The sequence below is a fragment of the Enterobacter cloacae complex sp. 2024EL-00711 genome (genome assembly GCF_047529885.1).
In the GTDB taxonomy this organism is placed as follows: Bacteria; Pseudomonadota; Gammaproteobacteria; order Enterobacterales; family Enterobacteriaceae; genus Enterobacter; species Enterobacter ludwigii.
The window spans coordinates 95,012-118,483 of the sequence record NZ_JBLIZC010000001.1 but is presented as its reverse complement, the minus strand read 5'-3'; the positions used below and the strand labels follow the sequence as shown (position 1 = coordinate 118,483).

Annotated in this window: 22 protein-coding genes; 12 read left to right on the top strand and 10 right to left on the bottom strand. The window is 52.9% G+C overall.

Translation table 11 applies throughout. The annotated features are described in order from the left end of the window. Positions 1–17: 17 nt before the first annotated feature. The 6 genes from ACMVME_RS00640 to pspA form a co-directional block, all read right to left on the bottom strand. Entirely contained in the window at positions 18–1,310 is a 1,293-nt protein-coding gene (locus ACMVME_RS00640) for an ABC transporter substrate-binding protein (RefSeq protein WP_020882458.1), read from the bottom strand. 15 nt (positions 1,311–1,325) lie between these two features. Further along, complete coding sequence (locus ACMVME_RS00635) at positions 1,326–3,023, bottom strand: sugar phosphorylase (protein WP_068794681.1); 1,698 nt, start codon at positions 3,021–3,023, stop codon at positions 1,326–1,328. Positions 3,024–3,208: 185 nt separating this feature from the next. Further along, on the bottom strand, positions 3,209–3,433 hold the full coding sequence (gene pspD / locus ACMVME_RS00630; protein WP_014170342.1) for a phage shock protein PspD: 225 nt from the start codon (positions 3,431–3,433) through the stop codon (positions 3,209–3,211). A gap of 12 nt (positions 3,434–3,445) precedes the next feature. Beyond that, positions 3,446–3,805 carry an envelope stress response membrane protein PspC gene (gene pspC, locus ACMVME_RS00625; RefSeq protein ID WP_014170343.1) on the bottom strand — a complete coding sequence of 120 codons (360 nt, stop codon included), beginning with the start codon at positions 3,803–3,805 and terminating at the stop codon, positions 3,446–3,448. Beyond that, positions 3,805–4,029 carry an envelope stress response membrane protein PspB gene (gene pspB / locus ACMVME_RS00620; protein ID WP_414743338.1) on the bottom strand — a complete coding sequence of 75 codons (225 nt, stop codon included), beginning with the start codon at positions 4,027–4,029 and terminating at the stop codon, positions 3,805–3,807. Before pspB ends, pspC begins: the two co-directional genes overlap by 1 nt. A gap of 54 nt (positions 4,030–4,083) precedes the next feature. Next, positions 4,084–4,752 (bottom strand): phage shock protein PspA, encoded by a 669-nt coding sequence (pspA, locus tag ACMVME_RS00615; protein ID WP_014170345.1) that lies wholly within the window; start codon positions 4,750–4,752, stop codon positions 4,084–4,086. A 166-nt stretch (positions 4,753–4,918) separates the two neighbouring features. Here pspA and pspF point away from each other — a divergent pair, with 166 nt between their 5' ends. The 6 genes from pspF (at position 4,919) to sapF (ending at position 11,264) form a co-directional block, all read left to right on the top strand. Further along, positions 4,919–5,896 carry a phage shock protein operon transcriptional activator gene (pspF, locus tag ACMVME_RS00610; protein WP_044866560.1) on the top strand — a complete coding sequence of 326 codons (978 nt, stop codon included), beginning with the start codon at positions 4,919–4,921 and terminating at the stop codon, positions 5,894–5,896. An 88-nt stretch (positions 5,897–5,984) separates the two neighbouring features. Continuing rightward, positions 5,985–7,625 carry an ABC transporter substrate-binding protein SapA gene (gene sapA / locus ACMVME_RS00605; RefSeq protein ID WP_068794682.1) on the top strand — a complete coding sequence of 547 codons (1,641 nt, stop codon included), beginning with the start codon at positions 5,985–5,987 and terminating at the stop codon, positions 7,623–7,625. Next, on the top strand, positions 7,622–8,587 hold the full coding sequence (sapB, locus tag ACMVME_RS00600; protein WP_014170348.1) for a putrescine export ABC transporter permease SapB: 966 nt from the start codon (positions 7,622–7,624) through the stop codon (positions 8,585–8,587). The genes sapA and sapB overlap by 4 nt, the downstream gene beginning before the upstream one ends. After that, a complete protein-coding gene (gene sapC / locus ACMVME_RS00595; RefSeq protein ID WP_014170349.1) occupies positions 8,574–9,464 on the top strand; it encodes a putrescine export ABC transporter permease SapC in 891 nt (296 codons plus the stop codon). Before sapB ends, sapC begins: the two co-directional genes overlap by 14 nt. After that, a complete protein-coding gene (gene sapD, locus ACMVME_RS00590) occupies positions 9,464–10,456 on the top strand; it encodes a putrescine export ABC transporter ATP-binding protein SapD (RefSeq protein ID WP_014170350.1) in 993 nt (330 codons plus the stop codon). Before sapC ends, sapD begins: the two co-directional genes overlap by 1 nt. A gap of 1 nt (position 10,457) precedes the next feature. Continuing rightward, positions 10,458–11,264 (top strand): putrescine export ABC transporter ATP-binding protein SapF, encoded by an 807-nt coding sequence (sapF, locus tag ACMVME_RS00585; RefSeq protein ID WP_014170351.1) that lies wholly within the window; start codon positions 10,458–10,460, stop codon positions 11,262–11,264. Between the two features lie 147 nt (positions 11,265–11,411). On the opposite strand, the gene ACMVME_RS00580 is transcribed toward sapF, so the two are convergent. Further along, positions 11,412–12,002 (bottom strand): TetR/AcrR family transcriptional regulator, encoded by a 591-nt coding sequence (locus ACMVME_RS00580; protein WP_032678285.1) that lies wholly within the window; start codon positions 12,000–12,002, stop codon positions 11,412–11,414. Positions 12,003–12,134: 132 nt separating this feature from the next. On the opposite strand from ACMVME_RS00580, the gene ACMVME_RS00575 reads away from it, so the two are divergent. After that, positions 12,135–12,530: a RidA family protein gene (locus tag ACMVME_RS00575; protein WP_020882451.1), complete on the top strand. Its 396-nt coding sequence runs from the start codon at positions 12,135–12,137 to the stop codon at positions 12,528–12,530. A gap of 72 nt (positions 12,531–12,602) precedes the next feature. Next, complete coding sequence (locus ACMVME_RS00570) at positions 12,603–13,427, top strand: helix-turn-helix domain-containing protein (RefSeq protein WP_020882450.1); 825 nt, start codon at positions 12,603–12,605, stop codon at positions 13,425–13,427. A gap of 52 nt (positions 13,428–13,479) precedes the next feature. Here ACMVME_RS00570 and ACMVME_RS00565 read toward each other — a convergent pair whose 3' ends face one another. Next, positions 13,480–14,829 carry a GGDEF domain-containing protein gene (locus ACMVME_RS00565; protein WP_068794884.1) on the bottom strand — a complete coding sequence of 450 codons (1,350 nt, stop codon included), beginning with the start codon at positions 14,827–14,829 and terminating at the stop codon, positions 13,480–13,482. A 238-nt stretch (positions 14,830–15,067) separates the two neighbouring features. Further along, complete coding sequence (locus ACMVME_RS00560) at positions 15,068–15,961, bottom strand: helix-turn-helix domain-containing protein (RefSeq protein ID WP_068794683.1); 894 nt, start codon at positions 15,959–15,961, stop codon at positions 15,068–15,070. A 317-nt stretch (positions 15,962–16,278) separates the two neighbouring features. On the opposite strand from ACMVME_RS00560, the gene fabI reads away from it, so the two are divergent. The 4 genes from fabI to pdeR all read left to right on the top strand — a co-directional run bounded on the left by fabI (position 16,279) and on the right by pdeR (position 22,549). Further along, positions 16,279–17,067: an enoyl-ACP reductase FabI gene (gene fabI, locus ACMVME_RS00555; RefSeq protein ID WP_020882447.1), complete on the top strand. Its 789-nt coding sequence runs from the start codon at positions 16,279–16,281 to the stop codon at positions 17,065–17,067. Positions 17,068–17,223: 156 nt separating this feature from the next. After that, the gene (locus tag ACMVME_RS00550) at positions 17,224–18,210 is read left to right on the top strand and encodes a CMD domain-containing protein (RefSeq protein WP_014170359.1); all 987 of its coding nucleotides are present in this window, start codon (positions 17,224–17,226) and stop codon (positions 18,208–18,210) included. Positions 18,211–18,298: 88 nt separating this feature from the next. Then, positions 18,299–20,233 carry an exoribonuclease II gene (locus tag ACMVME_RS00545; protein WP_068794684.1) on the top strand — a complete coding sequence of 645 codons (1,935 nt, stop codon included), beginning with the start codon at positions 18,299–18,301 and terminating at the stop codon, positions 20,231–20,233. Positions 20,234–20,557: 324 nt separating this feature from the next. Continuing rightward, complete coding sequence (gene pdeR, locus ACMVME_RS00540; RefSeq protein WP_014170361.1) at positions 20,558–22,549, top strand: cyclic di-GMP phosphodiesterase; 1,992 nt, start codon at positions 20,558–20,560, stop codon at positions 22,547–22,549. Here pdeR and ACMVME_RS00535 read toward each other — a convergent pair. After that, complete coding sequence (locus tag ACMVME_RS00535) at positions 22,546–23,412, bottom strand: crotonase/enoyl-CoA hydratase family protein (RefSeq protein ID WP_014170362.1); 867 nt, start codon at positions 23,410–23,412, stop codon at positions 22,546–22,548. The two genes, pdeR and ACMVME_RS00535, sit on opposite strands and share 4 nt — an antisense overlap. Between the last annotated feature and the right edge of the window lie 60 nt (positions 23,413–23,472).

Here is a 23,472-nt window from a genome sequence, read left to right as displayed (position 1 = left end):
CCTTCCGCAGAGCGCTCCTATCGTTGTGAAATCAGGTCAGTCAGTCGCTTCTGGCTGTTGCTTAACGTTGCAGTGAGATCCTGTTGACCTACTGTGACGTTATGCACCATGGAACTGATGATGCCGGACCCCGTTACATCACCCATGCGGGTAAAGTTTTTGTCGCCCACGGCGCCAAATACCTGCACATTCGGGAACTGGGCGATAAGCTCATAGGGAAGTTGACCAAACGCTTTAATGACCTCGTTGTCTTTCCAGGAGTCCGTGCCGACAACCAGTTTGTTCACCGGCAGCGCGGCACCCGGGGACATCATCACCCAGTCAGACGCGTTCTGTGCCTGCTCCATCCAGGTGACAAACTTCTGTGCAGCCTGTGTTTCATCTTCGGTTTGACCGGAGGTGATCGTCAGCGATGTGACCATGCCGTAGACCGCTGAAGACGTTTCAGTCGGAACGACAAAGCCCAGGTTGGCTGGGTTGCCGTCTTTATAGACCGCCGGCAGGATATAGGTGGAATACACCGCCATCGGCGCCGAACCATTCATAAAGGCATCTTTAATCTCCATGACATCGTTCGAGCCCGGCATGGTGGTCGCGGCCAGTGCTTTATAGAACGCCAGCGCGTTCACCATTTCCGGGGTATCAATGTTGATTTTCCCGTTGGCGTCAAAAACGTTCGCGCCACCGGAAAGCGCAAACTGAGAAAACGCCTGCTCGGTCATCACGCTTTCCGCCGTGGGTAGCGCAATGCCATAGCGTTTTTTAGCCGGATCGTTGAGGCGTTGGCTGGCTTTCAGCAACTGTTCCCAGTTATGCGGCTCCTCAATACCCGCCGCAGCAAGCACATCTTTGTGATACCAGACGCCGGACAGCCAGGCGCTGATTGGCACCCCCGTCCAGGCTGAGCCGTCTTCCGTGCGAACGACACGTAAGATTCCGTCATAGAAGGTGTTTTCGCCCACCGCTTTGATGGCGGCGTTGATCGCATCCCGGTCCAGCAGCTGCTCTTTATCCATGACTTTTGCGTAGTCATGGCTGACCTCAATGACCTCAGGCAGCGCACCGGTGCGGGCCAACGTAATCACTTTGGTGTTGTAGGCATCCTCTTCTACCGGTACCTGTTTCACCGTAATCGTCGGGTTCTCTTTCTCGAATTTTTCAATCAGTTTTGTAATTACCGCCTGACGCTCCTGTTCAACTGAGGAGTGCATAAACTCAATGGTGACAGCAGAGGGTTTGTCATCCTTACAGCCTGACAACAAGGCGCACGAAACCAGTGCTGATATCAGCACAATTTTGGGCATATTCATGTTTAAGGTCCTTTTTTAGTTTTCTTTAACCCACAACACCTGCCATGGATTAAGGGTCAGAGTCGTACCAGTAATATCTTTCCCGGCGATCAATTCCCTGCCGGATGGAATATTCGACTCAAGCGTTTGAACGCGATCGCTGAAATTAAATAACGCGGTAACTTTTTCGCCACTTTGCGCAATACGCATTATTTTTAATACATGCTCGCCTGCCGTACTAAAACAAGCCTGACTGTCAGGATGGAATGCTTTTTCTGCACGCCTTAGGGCGATTAATTCACGCAATCTATAATAGACTTTCTGCCGCAGGCTATTTTCGTTCTCAAGCTCACTGTCGATTTCACCGGCGAGATATTTTTTGCGGTTAATCGCACGATTATATCCCAGGCGCTCCACGCCCTCATAATCATTACGCGAGCCAAGAATACTTTGAATATAGACGGCAGGCACGCCGGGGAAACTCAGGAGTACAGCATGAGCCAGAATAAACCGGGCAATACGGTGATTGTCATCGCAGTCCCTTGTGCTTAACGCATCAAGATAAGTGACATTGATTTCATACGGGCTTCGCGTTCCATCCGGATTGTTTTTCCAGTTGACCAGCGCCCCCTCGGCCTGAAGTTTCTCTACCAGCGAGAGGATCTCAGACTCGGGTAAAATTCCGCGTAACGGATTGAGGCCAATCCCGTCATGCGAGGCCAAAAAGTTAAACCAGGTGGTTTTCGTGGAAGGAAGCGTCAACGACGACGCCCACTGACACAGCGCCCGGACATCCTGACGGTGTAGCGCATGCAGCACAAGCGGCGGCAAGGAGAACTGATACACCATCTGCGCTTCATTGTTGCCGTCACCAAAGTAGGCAACGTTGTCTTTATGCGGGACATTGGTCTCAGTGATTATCACCGTACCCGGCGCGACAGCCTCGGTAATGGCACGGAAAAGCTGGATAAGCTGATGGGTTTGTTCCAGATGGATACAGCTCGTTCCGGGTATCTTCCACATAAACCCAACGGCATCCAGACGAATGTAGCGCGCCCCTTCAGTCAGGTAGTGCAGCAGCACGTCTACCATCGCAATCAGAACCTGAGGAGAGGCAAAATTGAGATCGACCTGGTCGCTGCTGAAGGTGGTCCACAGGTGGCGTACGCTGCCATCGTGAAGCGTAAACGGCGTGAGGAGGGGCAAAGCACGCGGTCGCGTGACGGCCGACAGATCCGTTTCAGGGTCAACAGAAATGAAGAAATCGTTATACCCCGGCATTTGCTTAAGGTAATTCGCGAACCATTGACTTTGCGCCGACATGTGATTGCAGACGAAATCAAACATCAAACTGGCTGATTGTTTTAATTCGGCGATGTCCTGCCACGTTCCTGTTTCTGGTGCGACGTCGCGGTAATCAATAACAGAAAAACCGTCGTCAGAAGACCACGGATAAAAAGGTAAAAGATGAACATGTGAAAAGGAGTGAGAGAGCCACTTATTATAAAACCGTGTGAAAACCGGCAGGGCTTTCTCCCCTTCTGCCGAAAACTGATCGGCATACGTAATCAGGACAACATCTTTTTCATCCCACCCCACCTTACGCTTATCTGTAATAACAGAAATCGCGTTATCAATCTTTTCCAGCAACACCGAAAAATGGGTATCGGAAAATGATTCCCCGTATACAAGATTAATGATTTCTTTAATTTTAGCCTGCATTTTATTTTCCATGGTAGCGGTCCCACGGAACGCAATCTACTCCCATGAAAAATATCTGTCAACGGACCGGGACGCAGAAAAAGGCGATTGCAAAGCAGCTCAACGCAGTATTGTGAGCTGCCGCAAAGAAAGAAAGGGAAAGCGAAGAAGTATCGCTAGCCTGCCCCGAAAACGAGAAAGGCTAACGTACGCAGGAATTATTGGGGAAAGTAGCGGCGTGAAAGCCGTTTTGCCACTTTTTGCAGCAGAGGTTCGAGCGCCACAGCCAGCAACATTCTTACCGGCTTGCGGGCAACAGATTTTATCGCCCAACCCGCCACACCTGCCGGGCCGAAACGTAATGCCGTCAGCAGGACCAGTTTACCTGCGATTTTCAGGCCGGGTTTTACCTTCTGACCGGCCTGTTGCCAGTTTTGCTTCATGTATATTCTCTCTTAAAGCTGACGAAAACGGCTTCTCAGCGTGAAGGTGTCAGATGTGACATAGCGCTCCATCTCACGTAACCGCTTCTCCCCAGCGGCGAGTTGATCGTCAACCGCGTTGAGAAGATCGTTGCTGGTCGGTGCGCCTTCTGCGGCCAGTTCACCTTCCGGCATCGGGTCGAGTACAAATGACAGCACGATGTACGCCACCAGGGTGATAAACGCCAGACCGAAGAAGATCGACAGCACCGTTACCACGCGAACCAGTTTGACCGGGACATCAAGATAATGAGCCAGTCCGGCACAGACGCCGCGTACCATTCCCTGCTGCGGAATGCGCCACAATTTTTTGTTCAGGTTCAGTCCGGCCATTAACGGTCCCTCCAGTTTGGATGTTCTGCATCGAGGATATCTTCCAGCGCCTGAATGCGTTCGCGCGTTTTATTCGCCTGTTCGGTCAGCTGTACGAGACGCTGTTGTTCACTCTGGGAAAGTTCACCACGTGAAGAACGGTTGCTGTAGTGCAGCCATAACCAAATCGGCAGAACAAACAGCACGAAAATGGTCAGGGGAATAGCCAGAAAAAGCGCGCTCATGTGTACTCCTTGTCTTACGATGCGTGGCGGCACGCTCAGGTGCCGCACAAATTATTATTGGTTGTCTTGCTTCATTTTGGCTTTCAGCGCAGCAAGTTGCTCGCTGATTTCATCGTCCGCTTTCAGGTCAGCGAACTGCTGATCCAGTGACTTTTGTTTACCAATGCTGTGACTTTCCGCTTCCGCTTCCATATGGTCGATACGGCGTTCAAACGACTCAAAACGTGCCATTGCTTCATCCAGCTTACCGCTATCCAGCTGGCGACGTACATCGCGGGATGAGCTTGCCGCCTGGTGGCGCAATGCCAGCGCCTGCTGACGCGCACGCGTTTCGTTCAGTTTATTCTCAAGCTCACCAATCTCTTTCTTCATACGCGAAAGCGTATCATCGACCAGTGTGACTTCATGCTCGAGCGTCGCGACCATGTCTGCCAGCTTCTGTTTTTCAATCAGCGCGGCGCGGGCCAGGTCTTCTTTATCTTTACGCAGCGCAAGTTCTGCTTTTTCCTGCCATTCGTTAAGCTGAGCGGTCGCCTGCTCAATGCGGCGCGTTAACTGTTTTTTCTCAGCCAGCGCACGGGCGGAGGTAGAACGCACTTCAACCAGCGTATCTTCCATTTCCTGAATCATCAGGCGCACCAGCTTCTGCGGATCTTCCGCTTTCTCAAGCAGTGAGTTGATATTGGCGTTCACGATGTCGGCGAAACGAGAAAAAATACCCATAATGTGATCCTCTTAGTTCTGTTATCGGGCGATGCCCTGCTACATAGCTAATACAAATACCGTGCCAAGTTTTTATCTTGTTGATTTTACTTGATGTGGTTGATTTCCAGGCATCGGCACACTATGCTCACCTGGTGAATATCACTAAGGAGTGGTTAATTTCATCATGGCTGGATACAAAGACAATTTACTCGGCGAAGCCAACAGTTTCCTGGAAGTCCTCGAACAGGTCTCCCGTCTCGCGCCGCTCAACAAGCCGGTGCTTATTATCGGTGAGCGCGGCACGGGTAAGGAACTGATTGCTAACCGTCTACATTATTTATCCGGACGCTGGGATGGCCCCTTCATTTCGCTTAACTGCGCGGCGTTGAATGAAAATCTGCTCGACACGGAGCTTTTCGGTCATGAAGCCGGTGCTTTTACCGGTGCCCAAAAACGCCATCCGGGTCGTTTTGAACGCGCAGATGGCGGCACGCTGTTTCTTGATGAACTGGCCACCGCGCCCATGCTGGTACAGGAAAAGCTGCTGCGCGTGATTGAGTATGGCGAGCTGGAGCGCGTCGGCGGTAGCCAGCCGCTGCAGGTCAACGTGCGTCTGGTGTGCGCGACCAATGCCAACCTCCCGCAAATGGTGGCAGAGGATAAATTCCGTGCCGACCTGCTCGACCGGCTGGCCTTTGACGTCGTTCAGCTCCCGCCGCTGCGCGAGCGAAGAAGTGACATCATGCTGCTGGCAGAGCAGTTTGCGATTCAGATGTGTCGCGAACTCGGCCTGCCGCTTTTTCCGGGGTTCAGCGAGTATGCAAAGGAGACACTCCTCGCTTACCACTGGCCGGGAAATATCCGTGAGTTAAAAAACGTCGTGGAGCGTTCTGTCTATCGCCACGGCAGCAGTGAGACCGAGCTGGATAACATTATTCTCGATCCTTTTCAGCGTAGCCCGCAGCCAGCTTCCGCCCCGCCCGTGTCCGGGGCTTCCCCTGCACTTCCCCTGGATTTGCGGCAGTTCCAGCATGAACAGGAACAACAGCTGCTTGAGCAGAGCCTGAAGGTGGCGAAATATAACCAGAAACGGGCGGCTGAACTCCTGGGTCTGACCTACCATCAATTAAGGGCATTGCTCAAAAAGCATCAAATGCGCTGACAATATCAGCACTTACCCGCAGACATTTTTACGAAGCAGGCGTAAGTGCGATACACTTTGCAGATCGAACCTAAAAACCTTAAAAATTATGCGTCTGGTTTTATCGTCCTTCTTTGCACTTGGTCTGTTCAGCAGCCTGGCGTTTGCTGCGCCCGACCCCGCTACGCAACCTGATATTCGCGACAGCGGCTTCGTCTATTGCGTAAGCGGTCAGGTTGATACATTTAACCCGCAAAAAGCGGGCAGCGGCCTGATTGTGGATACCCTTGCCGCGCAACTCTATGACCGTCTGCTTGATGTGGATCCCTACACCTACCGTCTGGTGCCAGAGCTTGCTGAAAGCTGGGAAGTCCTGGATAACGGTGCGACCTACCGTTTCCACCTGCGCGATGATGTCACATTTCAGCACACGCCATGGTTTACCCCAACGCGCAAACTGAACGCAGATGATGTGGTCTTTACGTTCCAGCGTATCTTTAACCGTAATCACCCGTGGCATAACGTTAACGGCAGCAACTTCCCCTACTTCGACAGCCTGCAGTTTGCCGATACCGTTAAAAGCGTTCGCAAGCTGGATAACCGCACGGTGGAGTTTTCGCTGAAGCGCCCGGATGCCTCTTTCCTCTGGCACCTGGCCACCCACTATGCGTCCGTTATGTCTGCTGAGTACGCCGCGAACCTGAGCAAAATCGATCGTCAGGAGTTAATCGATCGTCAGCCAGTCGGCACCGGTCCGTTCCAGCTGGCCGAATATCGCTCCGGACAATATATCCGCCTGCAGCGCCATGCGCATTTCTGGCGCGGCACGCCGCTGATGCCACAGGTAGTGGTCGATCTTGGCTCTGGCGGGACGGGGCGTTTATCAAAACTGCTGACCGGGGAGTGCGACGTGCTGGCGTGGCCTGCTGCCAGCCAGCTCACCATTTTGCGCGACGATCCGCGTTTGCGCCTGACGTTACGCCCCGGCATGAACATCGCCTATCTGGCGTTTAATACCGATAAGCCGCCACTGAACAACCCTGCCGTACGCCACGCGCTGGCGCTGGCCATTAACAACCAGCGTCTGATGCAGTCGATCTATTACGGTACGGCAGAAACCGCCGCCTCTATTTTGCCGCGAGCCTCGTGGGCCTATGACAGTGAAGCTAAAATTACGGAATACAACCCGGCAAAAGCGCGTGAACAGCTGAAAGCGCTGGGGGCGGAAAACCTGACGCTGCAACTCTGGGTACCGACCAGCTCTCAGGCCTGGAACCCAAGCCCGCTGAAGACCGCCGAGCTGTTGCAGGCAGATATGGCGCAGGTGGGGGTGAAAGTGATCATCGTGCCGGTTGAGGGTCGTTTCCAGGAGGCGCGCCTGATGGACATGAACCATGATTTAACCCTGACAGGCTGGGCGACCGACAGTAATGATCCGGACAGCTTCTTCCGTCCGTTGCTGAGCTGTGCGGCGATTAACTCCCAGACCAACTACGCCCACTGGTGCAACCGGGAATTTGACGGCGTGCTGCAAAAAGCGCTGGCGTCCCAACAGCTGGCGTCACGCATAGACGCCTATGATGAAGCGCAGAAGATCCTTGCCGAAGAGCTGCCCGTGCTGCCGCTGGCCTCGTCCCTGCGCCTGCAGGCCTATCGCTATGATATTAAAGGTCTGGTGTTGAGTCCATTCGGCAACGCCTCCTTCGCCGGCGTATCTCGCGAAAAAGAACAAGAGGTGAAAAAACCATGATCATTTTTACCTTGCGCCGCCTTCTGCTGCTGTTGGTGACGCTCTTTTTCCTGACCTTTGTTGGTTTCAGTCTGAGCTATTTCACCCCGCACGCCCCGCTTCAGGGGTCGTCGCTGTGGGATGCGTGGCTCTTCTGGTTTAACGGTCTGCTGCACTGGGATTTCGGTGTTTCAAGCATCAACGGACAGCTCATCTCTGAGCAGCTGAAAGAGGTTTTCCCGGCGACAATGGAGCTGTGCATTCTGGCGTTCGGTTTTGCCTTAATGGTTGGTATTCCGGTAGGGATGCTGGCAGGGATTTATCGCAACAAATGGCAGGATAAATTTATCAGCGCCCTCGCCCTGCTCGGCTTCTCGATCCCGATCTTCTGGCTGGCGCTGCTGCTGACGCTTTTCTTCTCCCTCAACCTGGGCTGGCTGCCGGTTTCTGGCCGTTTTGACCTGTTGTATACGGTAAAAACGGTGACCGGGTTTGCTATCGTTGACGCCTGGCTGTCTGATTCAGCCTGGCGACATGAGATGATCGTCAGCGCCGTACGCCATATGGTCTTACCGGTACTGACGCTGGCGGTGGCACCGACAACCGAAGTGATCCGCCTGATGCGCCTGAGTACCATCGAGGTGTTCGATCAAAACTATGTCAAAGCGGCCGCCACGCGCGGCTTATCGCGCCTGACTATCTTGCGCCGTAATGTGCTGCATAACGCCCTGCCGCCTGTTATCCCGCGACTGGGGCTCCAGTTTTCCACCATGCTCACCCTGGCGATGATTACCGAAATGGTCTTCAGCTGGCCGGGACTGGGACGATGGTTGATCAACGCTATCCGCCAGCAGGACTACGCCGCCATTTCGGCGGGCGTCATGGTGATTGGCTCTCTGGTGATTATTGTTAACGTGATTTCCGATATTTTGGGTGCTATGGCCAACCCGTTGAAGCATAAGGAATGGTATGCCCTACGATAACGTATACAGTGAAAAGCGCACGCCCGGTGCGCTGCGTACCGTGTGGCGTAAATTCTATGGTGACACCACGGCAATGATTGGCCTTTATGGCTTCGCCGGGCTGGTGTTGCTCTGCGTTTTTGGCTCCTGGTTTGCGCCCTACGGTATTGATCAGCAGTTCCTTGGCTATCAGCTGCTGCCCCCATCCTGGTCGCGCTACGGTGAGGTCTCTTTCTTCCTCGGTACGGACGACCTGGGGCGTGACGTATTGAGCCGCCTGTTGAGCGGCGCGGCGCCGACGGTCGGCGGTGCATTTGTGGTGACGTTTGCTGCCACCATCTGCGGTCTGGCGCTCGGCATCTTTGCCGGGTCGACGCATGGCCTGCGCTCGGCGGCACTGAACCACATTCTCGACACCCTGCTCTCTATTCCGTCCCTGCTGCTGGCCATCATTGTGGTGGCGTTTGTCGGGCCACATCTGTCGCATGCCATGTTCGCGGTCTGGCTGGCGATCCTCCCCCGCATCGTGCGTTCGGTATACAGCATGGTGCATGACGAGCTGGAAAAAGAGTATGTCGTCGCTGCTCGCCTGGACGGTGCAACAACCTTAAACATCCTCTGGTTTGCCGTACTGCCGAACATCGCTGCCGGGCTGGTCACGGAGATCACCCGCGCCCTGTCGATGGCGATTCTGGACATCGCGGCGCTTGGTTTTCTCGATCTCGGCGCGCAGCTGCCGTCGCCTGAATGGGGCGCGATGCTTGGTGACGCGCTCGAGCTTATCTACGTTGCGCCGTGGACGGTCATGTTACCGGGCGCAGCCATTATGGTGAGTGTGCTGCTTGTCAACCTGCTGGGCGATGGTATACGCCGTGCAATTAATGCGGGGGTGCAATAATGCCGCTTCTTGATATTCGCAACCTGACCATCGAGTTCAAAACCGGTGAAGGCTGGGTGAAAGCCGTCGATCGCATCAGTATCACCCTTGCTGAGGGTGAAATTCGTGGGCTGGTGGGTGAATCCGGTTCAGGGAAAAGCCTGATCGCCAAAGCCATCTGTGGTGTGGCGAAGGATAACTGGCGCGTTACCGCTGACCGTATGCGTTTTGATGATATCGACCTGCAACGCCTTTCTCCTCGCGAGCGTCGCAAGCTGGTCGGCCATAACGTATCAATGATTTTCCAGGAGCCGCAATCCTGTCTTGACCCGTCCGAGCGCGTGGGCAAACAGCTGATGCAGAACATTCCCGGGTGGACCTATAAAGGCCGCTGGTGGCAACGGTTTGGCTGGCGTAAGCGTCGTGCTATTGAGCTGTTGCACCGCGTCGGGATCAAAGATCATAAAGATGCCATGCGCAGTTTTCCGTACGAACTGACCGACGGTGAGTGTCAGAAAGTGATGATTGCCATCGCGCTGGCCAATCAGCCGCGTCTGCTGATTGCGGATGAACCGACCAACGCGATGGAACCGACCACGCAGGCGCAGATTTTCCGCCTGCTGACGCGTCTGAATCAGAACAACAACACCACCATTTTGTTGATCAGTCACGACCTGCAAATGCTCAGCAAATGGGCTGATAAGATTGATGTGATGTACTGCGGGCAGACGGTCGAAACCGCCCCGAGTGAAGACCTCATCACCGCGCCGCATCATCCGTATACGCAGGCGCTGATCCGCGCCATTCCAGATTTTGGCAGCGCCATGCCGCACAAGAGTCGCCTGAATACCCTGCCCGGGGCTATCCCGCTGCTGGAGTCCTTGCCGATTGGCTGTCGTCTGGGGCCGCGGTGCCCGTATGCGCAGCGTAAATGTATTGAGACGCCACGCCTGACAGGGGCTAAAAATCATCTATATGCCTGTCATTTCCCGCTGAACATGGAGAGAGAGTGAAATGGTCGAAACCTTACTGGAAGTCCGTAACCTGAGTAAGACCTTTCGCTACCGTACCGGGCTGTTCCATCGTCAGACCGTTGAAGCCGTGAAGCCGCTCAGCTTTACCCTGCGCGAAAAACAGACGCTGGCGATCATCGGTGAGAACGGTTCCGGTAAATCCACGCTGGCGAAGATGCTGGCAGGCATGGTTGAACCCTCCGGCGGCGAAGTGCTGATAGATGACCATCCGCTGGAATTCGGCGATTACTCTTTCCGCAGCCAGCGTATCCGCATGATCTTCCAGGATCCGTCGACATCGCTCAACCCGCGTCAGCGTATTTCGCAAATCCTCGATTTTCCGCTGCGTCTGAATACCGATCTCGAGCCAGAAGCGCGACGCAAACGCGTTTTTGAAACCCTGCGGATGGTTGGGCTGCTGCCCGATCACGAGAGCTATTACCCGCACATGCTCGCCCCCGGCCAGAAACAGCGTCTTGGGCTCGCGCGCGCGCTGATATTGCGCCCGAAAGTGATCATCGCCGACGAAGCGCTCGCCTCGCTGGATATGTCGATGCGGTCGCAGTTAATTAACCTGATGCTCGAATTACAGGAAAAACAGGGTATCTCGTATATCTACGTGACCCAACATCTGGGGATGATGAAACACATCAGCGACCAGGTGATGGTCATGCATCAGGGTGAGGTTGTTGAACGTGGCAGTACCGCAGATGTTATGGCCTCTCCGCTTCATGAACTGACTAAGCGATTGATTGCCGGCCATTTCGGTGAAGCATTAACCGCGGACGCGTGGAGAAAAGATCGCTAGCGCGTTGGTGCAAGGGGCGGATTAACAACGCTCACCACACGCGAAATCCTCGCGGCGTTTTAACGCCCCTTATCCGACAAAAATGCCCCCGGCACACCCATTCCTTTAAGGGTTAAATGGCAGCTCGCGCGCGTTAACCCTTTCCTTTCACTGATGGCGTAACCCGCTTGCAAGCAGGACAAACACCTCAATCGCATGTGGCAACGTCTTCTGTGGATCGTCACTGGCGGCTATCAACAGTGCAGCATTGAGCGCAGCGCCATTTAACAGCTGTGCAGCGACGTTTGCATCCATGTCTTTCAGGACCTTGCGTTCAATCATTTTTTCTATGGTCTGACGGGTAGATTCCAGGCAGCTATTCTGGCTGGGCCAGTGGGCCGGGTCACCCAGAACAGCCGGACCATCACGCAGTACAATACGCTGCACTTCCGGATCGAGCGCCATTTTGATGTAAGCGACGCCTTCCGCCAGCAGTCGCTCCCAGTCATTCTCGGCGCTGGCGGCAATTTCCTTCGCCTTTCGTGCCATTTCGCTGTCTATCTGGGCGACCACCGCAGCCAGCAAGCCTTTCTTGTCAGTGAAATTATGGTATAGCGCTCCACGTGTTAACCCCACGCTTGCGGTCAACTCATCCATGGAGGCTGCGGCATAGCCTTTCTCGGCAAAAGCTTTGCGCCCTGCCTGAATCATTTTTTCGCGATTTTCCTGGGCCGTTTCGGCACGGCTTTTTGCAGCCATAAGACGTCCTTGGTTACGTTGTGTTTTTACGTTTGACATACGTGGCGTATGTGGTTTAGATTTTGACATACGCCGCGTATGTTAATACGACCGCGTGATCTCAACAATACCCCCAATCGAAAAGGAAATGCCATGCACCCACGTGAACCTGTATTTCCCGCTAATCGTCATGCCCTCTATGAAGAACATGGCTATTCTGCTGCCATTCGCTCTGGCGATCTGTTATTTGTCTCAGGCCAGGTTGGAAGCCGCAGCGACGGCACACCTGAAACGGATTTCGGCGCTCAGGTACAACTGGCTTTTGATAATCTCCAGGCTACGCTTTCTGCCGCGGGATGTACGTTTGATGATGTGATCGACGTGACGACGTTTCATACCGATCCAGAAAATCAGTTTTCAACCATCATGGAAGCCAAAAAATTAGCGTTCCCCCGCCCCCCTTATCCAAACTGGACGGCCGTGGGGGTAAACTGGCTTGCGGGCTTTGATTTTGAAATTAAGGTCATTGCCAGAATCCCACCGCAATAAAGCAAATATTTGGCATAGACCCCACCGGCAATTTATTAATTACGTCATGACGCCACACGCTGTAGATATCGAATGAAAGAAAGTATTAGTAAATATATTCTCACCTGGGTAGAGGAAAATAATTTTTCTATTTTACATATTGATCAACTGGTTAAAGATACCGGGTATAGCAGAAGAACCATCGAAACATGGTTTAAAGAGAAATATCACCTCTCTTTAGGTGAGTACATCCTAAGGAGAAGGCTGAGCCTTGCAGCCATCATGCTCAGAATGACGTCGCTTCCCGTTACGGACATTGCTTATTTATTTCACTACCAAAGCAGCCAGGGGTTTTCAAGAGCCTTTAAAAAGATGTCGGGACTCACCCCTTCTGAATACAGAAATGCAAAAGAGTGGGATTTTGATATCCTTCAGCCCTCATTTTTATTAGACGATCTTAAAACACCCGAAATAACACTCTGTGAACTCAATGAGATTTTTCCGTATACCCATGAGATTATAGAGCACGATCATCTTTTTGATACTGCGGTGCACGATGTCACTAAAAAAATCAAAAAACTCCTGCTTGAGAATCGCGATCGGATCCAACAGCTTGCCATAGTGCCGCGCCGACCAGAACGTCTGGGTAAAAGCCGTTCCTATCTGGTAGAAGTCTTAATTTCATATTGTTTAGACAGCACTAAAACAACAAAGAAAGACACACTTTTACTTACCGGAAAATATGCAAAAATGTCCTTTGAAGGCAGCTGGGAATGTTATAGCGCCTATAACAAAATTGCGTTTGTTAAGGCAATGGTGACGAACCGCCTGACGTTGCGCGATGGCATTCATTTAATGCGTTTTAACGCCTGCAGCGATGAGCGCGTTAACTTTGATATTTACATCCCTGTGTTATAACCCCGTTTTTTCTTGCGCGTAAATCACACCGCGGGAGGCGCGCAACGCCGGTTCAGACCGACCCTGCGGCCTGTCTGCACACGGTTCTGTTTTTACCACCGTGCTTGGCCTCATACAGTGCTTCATCCACATCACGAATGATATCGCTACTGTTGACGTTTTCCTGAATGGCTGAGCACACGCCAATACTTAACGTTACCGTCAGGGGCACCGCGTACAGGTTACCCTGCCCGGTGCGTTGCTCAACATTCTGACGAATACGTTCTGCGACGGCTACGGCCATACTCCTGTCCGTGTCGGGCAACAGCAGACCAAACTCCTCACCTCCCAGTCTGGCAAAGACGTCGTTATCACGAATACTGTCTTTAATAATATCCACGACCGCCAGAATGACGCGGTCCCCCACAGGATGACCCCAGGTGTCATTAATGGTCTTAAAGTTATCGATATCCAGCATCATAATGCTGGTGCCCTTTTCTGTTCTGAGCATGCGGAGCCGCTGAAGTGCCTCAAAAAAATACTTGCGGTTGAAGATCTGCGTAAGGGGATCGCGGTTAACCCGATCGCCAAAAAATCTCAGCAAGCTGAAGACATGTAACAATAAGGTACAGATAACAAATAGTTTACTGAACACTTCTACCGCCCGGCTGATATACCAGAGCGACAGGTTATACGTATCGAGTAAGAGCAGGAAAAAGTTATAGGTGATTGCAGAAAGGCATACCACGATGATGCTGTTCCAGACGCCAGATGAAAAGCGTGTCACGTAAGTCATGTAGCAGGCCAGGGCCGACCAGAGCACTATCAGAGCGTTAACGTAGCGGACATCCCAGACAGGATGATACTGATCGGGGCGATACGCGGCTATCGTTAATGTCCAGGTTGGATTGTAGCTGCTCAAAGCATGGGCCAGCACCGGGAACATAACCAGGGGGATTAACGATATTAGCGCCAGCCAGACCTTATTCCGTAATGTGAACCGTCGCCGTGCCGTGTGTTTCTCCACCCATACAGCAAGCCCCAGCAAAAAAATAAAACTTAACTGGCGGAAAAAATAAAATACCGCCGTATCGTTAGTTTTTAGCGTATGGGTTAACCCTGCGTCTTCAGGAAGCTGAATGACGATAATCGTTTCTATGAAATAGATGAGACCGCTCAGAAACGCCATGCTCAGGATTAACAGGGATAAATGAGATCGGTCAGACGCATACTGCATCTGGATAAAAATAGAGATAATGGTATCCAGAAAAAATAGCGCAATCATGACGATCAAATAGGTTGTCATGGGTACCCTGAAACCTGGATTATCATTAACAAAAAAGGAGTTCACCGCGATCATCAGTGCAAACAGCAGCGCACCGGACAGCACGATCATTTTCTCAGCCAACGTAATGTTATTCATGTTCATTAATACCGCATAAATAAAAGACGTGAAACGGCAGAGCGATTTACACCATTCTCTGCTTAACATCGAGGGGCAAACCGGTCAGGCTTGCCACCCTCTTTTCAGATGCTTCAGTTAACCGACCTCAGTCTGTTGAAGTGGATTATCCCGGTCGATGTCGTACCGAACCGGGATATTCCCTACTGCGCTTTACTCACCAGTGAGATCACCCTTACCGGCAAGGCCAGAGGCAACGCTAGCGCCATGTGCTGACATTCACCACATCGCCGTGGCTATTGAAGTCTACATACAGCCGCTTATTGTTCTGAAACGTCTGATAAACCGATTCCGAAAGCGCAAGGCTCGTTGCCAGCTCCGTCTGGCCTGCCACATGAGAGGCAGGAACGGCGAGATTCTGGTGTCTATAGCGGTTATAAAAATAGTTCTTTTTGCTGAGCTTACCGTAGGCGCACCAGCTACCGTCATACCGCATAACGGCATATTTACCGGAAAAATGATATTCCTGTTTTTGGTGCGACGTATTATCCGGTGACAGATAATCAATTATGACTTCAGCCATGTTTTCCCGGCTTTTATCCAGGCCTTCTGGACGCCGTCCCCTGATGGCGATTTCTTTTACCTCCCCACGATGATCAAGCAAAAGTTTTCTCAGTCTTTTGGTCACATCCTGTATCGCAGGATTAAAAATATGATCATATTCCGTCAGGGTATCGTTATAGGAAAACGTCCGCGCCAGCCGACATATCTTCACGTCAGGTTTACGGAGCCCTTCTAATAACAGTGAAGGATGGTAACGCTGGAAGTCCCATATTTCATCGCTTCGATATTGAGACGGTGTTTTCCCGGTCAATTTCTTAAACGCGCGGGCAAAACCCTGTCCACTATGATACTGAAAAATGTGAGCGATTTCGGTGACCGGCAGCGACGTCATCCTTAATAAAGACGCGGCATAGCTCATTCGTCTCCTGAGCATATACTCACCCAGCGACTGGTGGAATTGGTGTTTAAACCAGATTTCGAGCGTCCTTCTGCTGTAACCCGTTTTTACGACCAGCCGATCGATATGCTCCAGAGATAAAATATTATCTTCAACCCAGTCTATAGCGTCTTTGTTAATGATTTCTTTCATGTTTTGACTCTAACTGGATTGTAATACGTAAAATCCACTGAACGGATCATTTTGCGCAAAAACGCCCGCCTCTGGTTGGATGAGGCGAACCGGCCGCGCAGTGATATAATGGACGGATGCCTGTGAAACAGCGTGATAACGCGTTCGCTCACCCCCTTCCATGACATACGTCACGGGCTTTGAGCGAGAAATAGCGTGACACAAGGGGCACTGAGTGGGATATAATTTCGAGCTAATTTCGAATGACTTTGAAATGTTGCCTGTAATGCTATGATTTACAAGGCAAAAAATAAGCAATGAATATAAGGATTAAATCTATGGGTTTTCTTTCCGGTAAGCGCATTCTGGTAACTGGCGTTGCCAGCAAACTGTCCATCGCATACGGCATCGCACAGGCTATGCATCGCGAAGGCGCTGAGCTGGCGTTCACCTACCAGAACGACAAGCTGAAAGGCCGTGTAGAAGAGTTTGCCGCGCAGCTGGGTTCCAGCCTTGTTCTGGAATGCGACGTTGCACAAGACGAAAGCATCGATGGCATGTTTGCTGAACTGGCAAAAGCATGGCCGAAATTCGACGGTTTCGTTCACTCCATCGGCTTCGCTCCTGGCGATCAGCTGGACGGCGACTACGTGAACGCGGTAACCCGTGATGGCTTCAAAATCGCTCACGACATCAGCTCCTACAGCTTCGTGGCAATGGCTAAATCTTGCCGTGCGATGCTGAACCCAGGCGCAGCTCTGCTGACCCTGTCCTATCTGGGCGCAGAACGTGCTATCCCTAACTACAACGTTATGGGTCTGGCTAAAGCGTCTCTGGAAGCAAACGTCCGCTACATGGCGAACGCGATGGGTCCAGAAGGTGTGCGTGTGAACGCTATCTCCGCGGGTCCAATCCGTACCCTGGCAGCTTCCGGTATCAAAGATTTCCGTAAAATGCTGGCGCACTGCGAAGCGGTTACGCCGATTCGTCGTACCGTTACCATTGAAGATGTGGGTAACTCTGCAGCGTTCCTGTGCTCTGACCTTTCCGCGGGTATCTCCGGCGAAGTGGTTCACGTTGACGGCGGCTTCAACATCGCTGCAATGAACGAGCTGGAAATTAAATAAGCTGTGACTCTCTTCCCTCACGGGAAGAGAGTTTTCCTTCCTCCGCCCGACCCCGTCGTTATTCCGTTCAGCTATTTGTTATCACCTAACAATATTTTTCCCCACATCTGCCTTACGCCAGGATATTGATCGCCATTTTGAGATCAAGGAACGCCCATGGAACAACGCCGTTTTTCCGGCAAAGGCCACTGGTACCACGAAACCCAGTCAAACCACGCGCAGACGGATGTTCTGCCTCTGGTGCCCGAAGCCGCTAACGTCGACGATCGTTTTTTGCTCGATTTAGCCCTGCCTGACGAGATTGTCGCCGCCTGTACTGGCTGGCTCACCCCTGCCAGAACCTTATGCCACCTGTTGTTTCCGCTCTCAATCTCCGTTAACCGGCTGCATACGCTCAGCGCCTACGACAGATTGAGTACTGCATTAACGGTCGCGCAGGCCTGTGGCGTCCAACGGTTGTGTAACCACTATGCCGCCCTCCTCGCCCCGCTTCCCGGCCCTGACTCCTCACGCGAAAGTAACCGCCGCCTGGCACAAATCACCCAGTACGCCCGTCAGCTCGCCAGCTCACCTGATGTCATCGATGATAAAGCACAGCAGCAGCTTGATGAGGTGGGCCTGACAACCTACGACATGGTGCTTATTAATCAGATTATCGGCTTTATCGGTTTTCAGGCACGCGTGGTGGCCGTCTTTCAGGCCCTGCTGGGGCATCCTGTACGCTGGCTACCCGGCCACCATATTCAGCCGCACACGCTGCCAGCCGCTCCTGAGTCCTGGGTGGCGCTTTTACCTGTCGTTGAACTGCGTTATGCCAGCGCGCATCAGCTTGAATCGCTTTCCCGCTGGCAGGCCGAACCCGCCCTTGAAGCGCTGACGCCGGTACTCAGCCATGAGCCCATCCTGCTCGACCTGACGGGTGAGATCCTGGTAAACAGCCATGATGATATTTCTCTTGATTCGCCGGCGCTTTCGGCGGCAATCGACTTGTTGACGCGTTCTCCGGACCGCTTCAGTGCCGCACAGTTCACCCCGCTCACTGAACAAGGACTGCCTGCGGTACGGGCGATAAAACTGCTCACCCGGAGCGCGATGGATGGCTGGCTTGAACGCCTGAAAGTCGCGTTTGGCAAAGGGGAATAACCATACTAATTACCCAAAGACCGCTTGCTGTGACAGTGAGAATCGCGTAAAACTGTCAGCCGCTCAATGGCTACGAAAATAGAACATTATGTTTCAGGACAACCCGCTGCTAGCGCAGCTTAAACAGCAACTGCATTCCCAGACGCCGCGTGCAGAAGGGGTCGTAAAAGCCACGGAAAAGGGCTTTGGCTTCCTTGAAGTTGATGCGCAGAAAAGCTACTTCATTCCGCCACCGCAGATGAAGAAAGTGATGCATGGCGACCGCATTACGGCCGTCATTCATACCGAAAAGGAACGTGAGTCCGCCGAGCCGGAAGAACTGATCGAACCGTTCCTGACCCGCTTCGTGGGTAAGGTCCAGCGAAAAGACGATCGTCTTTCTATCGTGCCGGATCATCCCCTGCTGAAAGATGCCATTCCTTGCCGCGCCGCCCGTGGTGTTGAGCATGATTTCAAAGAAGGTGACTGGGCCGTAGCAGAAATGCGCCGTCATCCTCTGAAAGGCGATCGTGGCTTTTATGCTGAACTGACCCAGTTCATCACCTTTGGCGACGACCATTTCGTGCCATGGTGGGTGACGCTTGCACGCCATAATCTTGAGAAAGAAGCGCCAGACGGCGTAGCGACTGAAATGCAGGACGAAGACCTGACGCGTCGCGACCTCACTGCCCTGGAGTTTGTCACTATCGACAGCGCCAGCACAGAAGATATGGATGATGCGCTGTATGCGGAAGAGAGCGCTGATGGCAAAGTGCATTTGACCGTCGCCATTGCCGATCCCACCGCATGGATCGTTGAAGGCAGCAAGCTGGACGATATGGCAAAAGTCCGATCGTTCACTAACTACCTGCCGGGCTTCAACATCCCCATGTTGCCGCGCGAACTGTCAGATGACCTCTGCTCACTGCGTCCAAATGAAGTGCGTCCGGTCCTTGCCTGCCGCATGACCATCGCCGCCGATGGCGCGATCGAAGACGATATTGAATTTTTTGCCGCAACCATCGAATCGAAAGCCAAGCTGGCCTACGACAATGTTTCCGATTGGCTTGAGAATACCGGCACCTGGAAACCAGAATCAGACGCGATTGCCGCACAGATCCGCCTGCTGCACCGCATTTGTCTGAACCGCGGCGAGTGGCGTAAAACCCATGCGCTTGTCTTTAAGGATCGTCCGGACTATCGCTTTGTGCTGGGTGAAAAAGGCGAAGTGCTGAATATCGTGGCCGAACCGCGTCGCATTGCGAACCGCATTGTTGAAGAAGCGATGATTTCTGCCAACATTTGTGCCGCTCGCGTCCTGCGTGACAAGCTGGGCTTTGGTATTTACAACGTCCACACCGGTTTTGATCCGGCCAATACCGAAGCGCTGGCGGCCCTGCTGAAGAACCACGATGTGCACGTTGACCCTGAAGAAGTGCTGACGCTGCAGGGCTTCTGTAAGCTGCGCCGCGAGCTGGATGCACAGCCATCCGGTTTCCTCGACAGCCGTATTCGTCGTTTCCAGTCCTTTGCTGAAATCAGTACCGAGCCGGGTCCACACTTTGGCCTCGGCCTGGAAGCCTACGCGACCTGGACGTCACCTATTCGTAAGTATGGCGACATGGTCAACCACCGTCTGCTGAAGGCGATCATTAAGGGTGAGTCCATTGCGCGTCCGCAAAATGACACCACCCTGCAGATGGCCGAACGACGTCGCCTGAACCGTATGGCGGAACGTGACGTGGGAGACTGGCTGTACGCACGCTACCTGCAGGATAAAGCGGGTACAGATACTCGCTTCGCCGCAGAAATCATTGATATCAGCCGGGGCGGTATGCGCGTTCGCCTGGTGGATAACGGTGCCGTCGCCTTTATCCCTGCCCCGTTCCTGCATGCCGTCCGTGACGAACTGGTCTGCAGCCAGGAAAATGGTACTGTGCAAATCAAAGGTGAAACAGTTTACAAAGTCACAGACGTGATTGACGTAAACATCGCTGAAGTTCGCATGGAAACCCGCAGCGTTATCGCGCGCCCGGTCGCCTGATAACCGCTTAAATTGTCGGCCGTTTCCCTTCGGGAAGCGCCGACAATTTTTCTTTTGAACCCCCGCCGCAAAATCATTATTTTTTCGTACTATTTTCAGCGTCTTCCCGCCCAAAATTGCCATAATTATCTACAGTAAAAGAGTGCCGTTATATTCGGTTACGTGAATTTTTATACAATAAATAGCCTTTTTCGCCAGACGCGTTTTTTATAAGAAAACCGGGAAAAAACACGACGTTCATTTTGGGGTTGCCGCTGTTTCACAACGGAAAAGTCGACGGCAAATGAATAATTTGTGCGCTAATGAGCAGCTGCGGGAGAAAACATGATGGACGATCTGGAGCAGAATTTGCTGTTTCGTTACATGGGTACGCATAGCCCCTGGTGGCGAATGACAGCTGACAGCAATGCTCTGCACCTTGCCGCCAGCGAAAATGCCGATGTGACTGAGGTGGTGGCGCTGGATGATGAACAAGCCGAACTCATCCGCCAGTTAACCGTCATTACCTCCAGCATCTCCATGACGCTCTCGTTGTACGGCGAAGATGTCCCGGTTCATCTTGTGGGGCGCAAAATAACCCGAAATGAATGGGCCGGCACCGCGTCAGCGTGGAACGATACGCCCTCCGTGGCTCGTGACCTGGCTCAGGGCCTCTCTTTTGCTGAACAGGTTGTCTCTGAAGCCAACTCCGTCATCGTTATTCTCGATCATAACGGCAATATTCAGCGTTTTAACCGGCTGAGTGAAGAATATACCGGTCTGAAAGAACAAGAAGTTATTGGCCAGAACGTGTTCAAGCTGTTTATGAGCCGCAGCGAAGCGGCAGCTTCAAAGCGCAATATCACCGGTTTTTTTCGCAACGGCAGCTCCTACGAGGTCGAACGCTGGATCAAAACGCGTAAAGGGCAACGGCTGTTTTTGTTCAGAAACAAGTTTGTTCATAGCGGCAGCGGCAAAAATGAAATTTTCCTTATCTGTTCCGGCACCGACATTACCGAGGAGCGTCGCGCCCAGGAGCGTCTGCGCGTGCTGGCCAATACCGACACCATTACCGGTTTGCCAAACCGTAACGCGATCCACGAACTGATTTCTGATGCCATCGCCAGCCGCGGTGAAACGCAGGTAGGCGTGGTGTATCTCGATCTGGATAACTTTAAAAAGGTCAACGATGCCTACGGGCATATGTTTGGCGACCAGCTATTGCAGGCTGTCGCTCTGGCCATTCTGAGCTGTCTGGATGACGGTCAGGTGCTGGCGCGACTTGGCGGTGATGAGTTTATTGTCATGGCCACAGATACCTCTCAGGGCGCTCTGGAAGCGATGGCGTCGCGGATCTTAACCCGTCTGCGCCAGCCGTTCAGAATCGGCCTGATAGAAATCTACACCGGTTGCTCGCTCGGTATCGCCCTCGCCCCGCAGCACGGTAACGACAGGGAAAGCGTCATCCGTAATGCCGATACCGCCATGTACACGGCGAAAGAGAATGGCCGGGGCAAGTTCTGCGTCTTCTCACCCGAGATGAACCAGCGCGTATTTGAATATCTCTGGCTGGATACCAACCTGCGTAAAGCGCTGGATAACGATCAGCTTCTGATTCACTACCAGCCTAAAATTACCTGGCGGGGGGAAATCCGAAGTCTGGAAGCGCTGGTGCGCTGGCAGTCGCCGGAGCGTGGTTTAATCCCTCCACTGGAGTTTATCTCTTATGCCGAGGAGTCGGGATTGATTGTCCCGCTGGGCCGCTGGGTGATGCTTGATGTGGTGCGCCAGGTGGCTAAATGGCGCGATAAGGGGATTAACCTGCGCGTGGCGGTCAACGTCTCTGCACGTCAGCTGGCCGACCAGACCATTTTCAGCGATTTAAAGCAGGCGCTGAAGGATCTGGATTTTGAATACTGCCCTATCGACGTTGAACTCACGGAAAGCTGCCTTATCGAAAACGAAGAGCTGGCGCTCTCTGTGATCCAGCAGTTCAGCAAACTTGGCGCGCAAATTCATCTTGATGATTTCGGCACCGGCTACTCGTCTCTGTCGCAGCTGGCGCGGTTCCCTATCGACGCCATTAAACTCGATCAATCCTTCGTCAGGGATATTCATAAACAATCGATCTCCCAGTCTCTGGTGCGGGCCATCGTCGCGGTGGCACAGGCCTTAAACCTGCAGGTCATTGCTGAAGGGGTCGAGAGCGCGAAAGAAGACGCCTTTCTGACCAAGAACGGCGTCAACGAACGGCAGGGCTTTCTCTTCGCTAAGCCGATGCCCGCTGCCGCATTCGAGCGATGGCTAAAGCGATATCAGTCGCGAAAACAACGTTAACTGGCTTTGCGTAACGCCCCATGATGGCGGTTTTGCAGCATCACCAGACGCTCCATATAGGCGATATCTTTTGGCTCGAGGCAGAACGCCGCATCAACCCAGTCTTCCGTGATATCCATCAGTTCACTGCGCGGCAGTTGCAGTACCCGGGTTCGGGCGCGCAACATCGCCCTTACCCCGTTCAGCTTCGGCCGCAGCGTGTCGATGAAGGTTCTGACGGAGACGTAGCTCTGCCCGGGCTCAAACAGCACATCGACCAATCCATGCTGTTCGTACCATTCTGCCGTATGCGACTCCCCCTTGTAGATGAGTTCTTCCGCCAGTTTCATCCCTGCCCGACGTGCGACCAGCGAATATGCCCCCATGCCCGGGAACAGGTTGAAGGCAATTTCCGGGAAGCCCAGACGGGCATCGCGCTGAGAGAGAACAAAATGGTGTGCCAGCGCAGCCTCAAACCCACCGCCTAGCGCGCTGCCTTCAACCATCGCCAGAGAGACCGCGCCCGTATCAAACCCCCGCGACGCTGCGTGGACACAGTCGACGCAGGCACGTGCATACGCGCGTAACGCTTCACGCCGTCCATTTTGAATGCACTCTACGAAGAACTGTAAATCGCCTCCCGCATTATACATTTCAGGAACCAGTGACCCGGTTACCCAAAAATCGACAAGATACCCGGACTGGCGAACCAGCCAGGAGAGGTTCATGATCTCCTCAATTAACGCATGATTAAAACAAGGACGAGGTTGCGCCCGCAGCATCATCCAGATGGTGTGCCGCTCTTCCTCGTAGTAGGCTGACAACTGTGTGAAACGTTCAGTATCGGTAAACAGGGTGCAGGTAGGCTGGTTGATAACTGTCATAGTCTAATTCCTCACAGAAAAAGCGCCTTGCGCGCAGTTTTAGACTAATCCACTCATTAA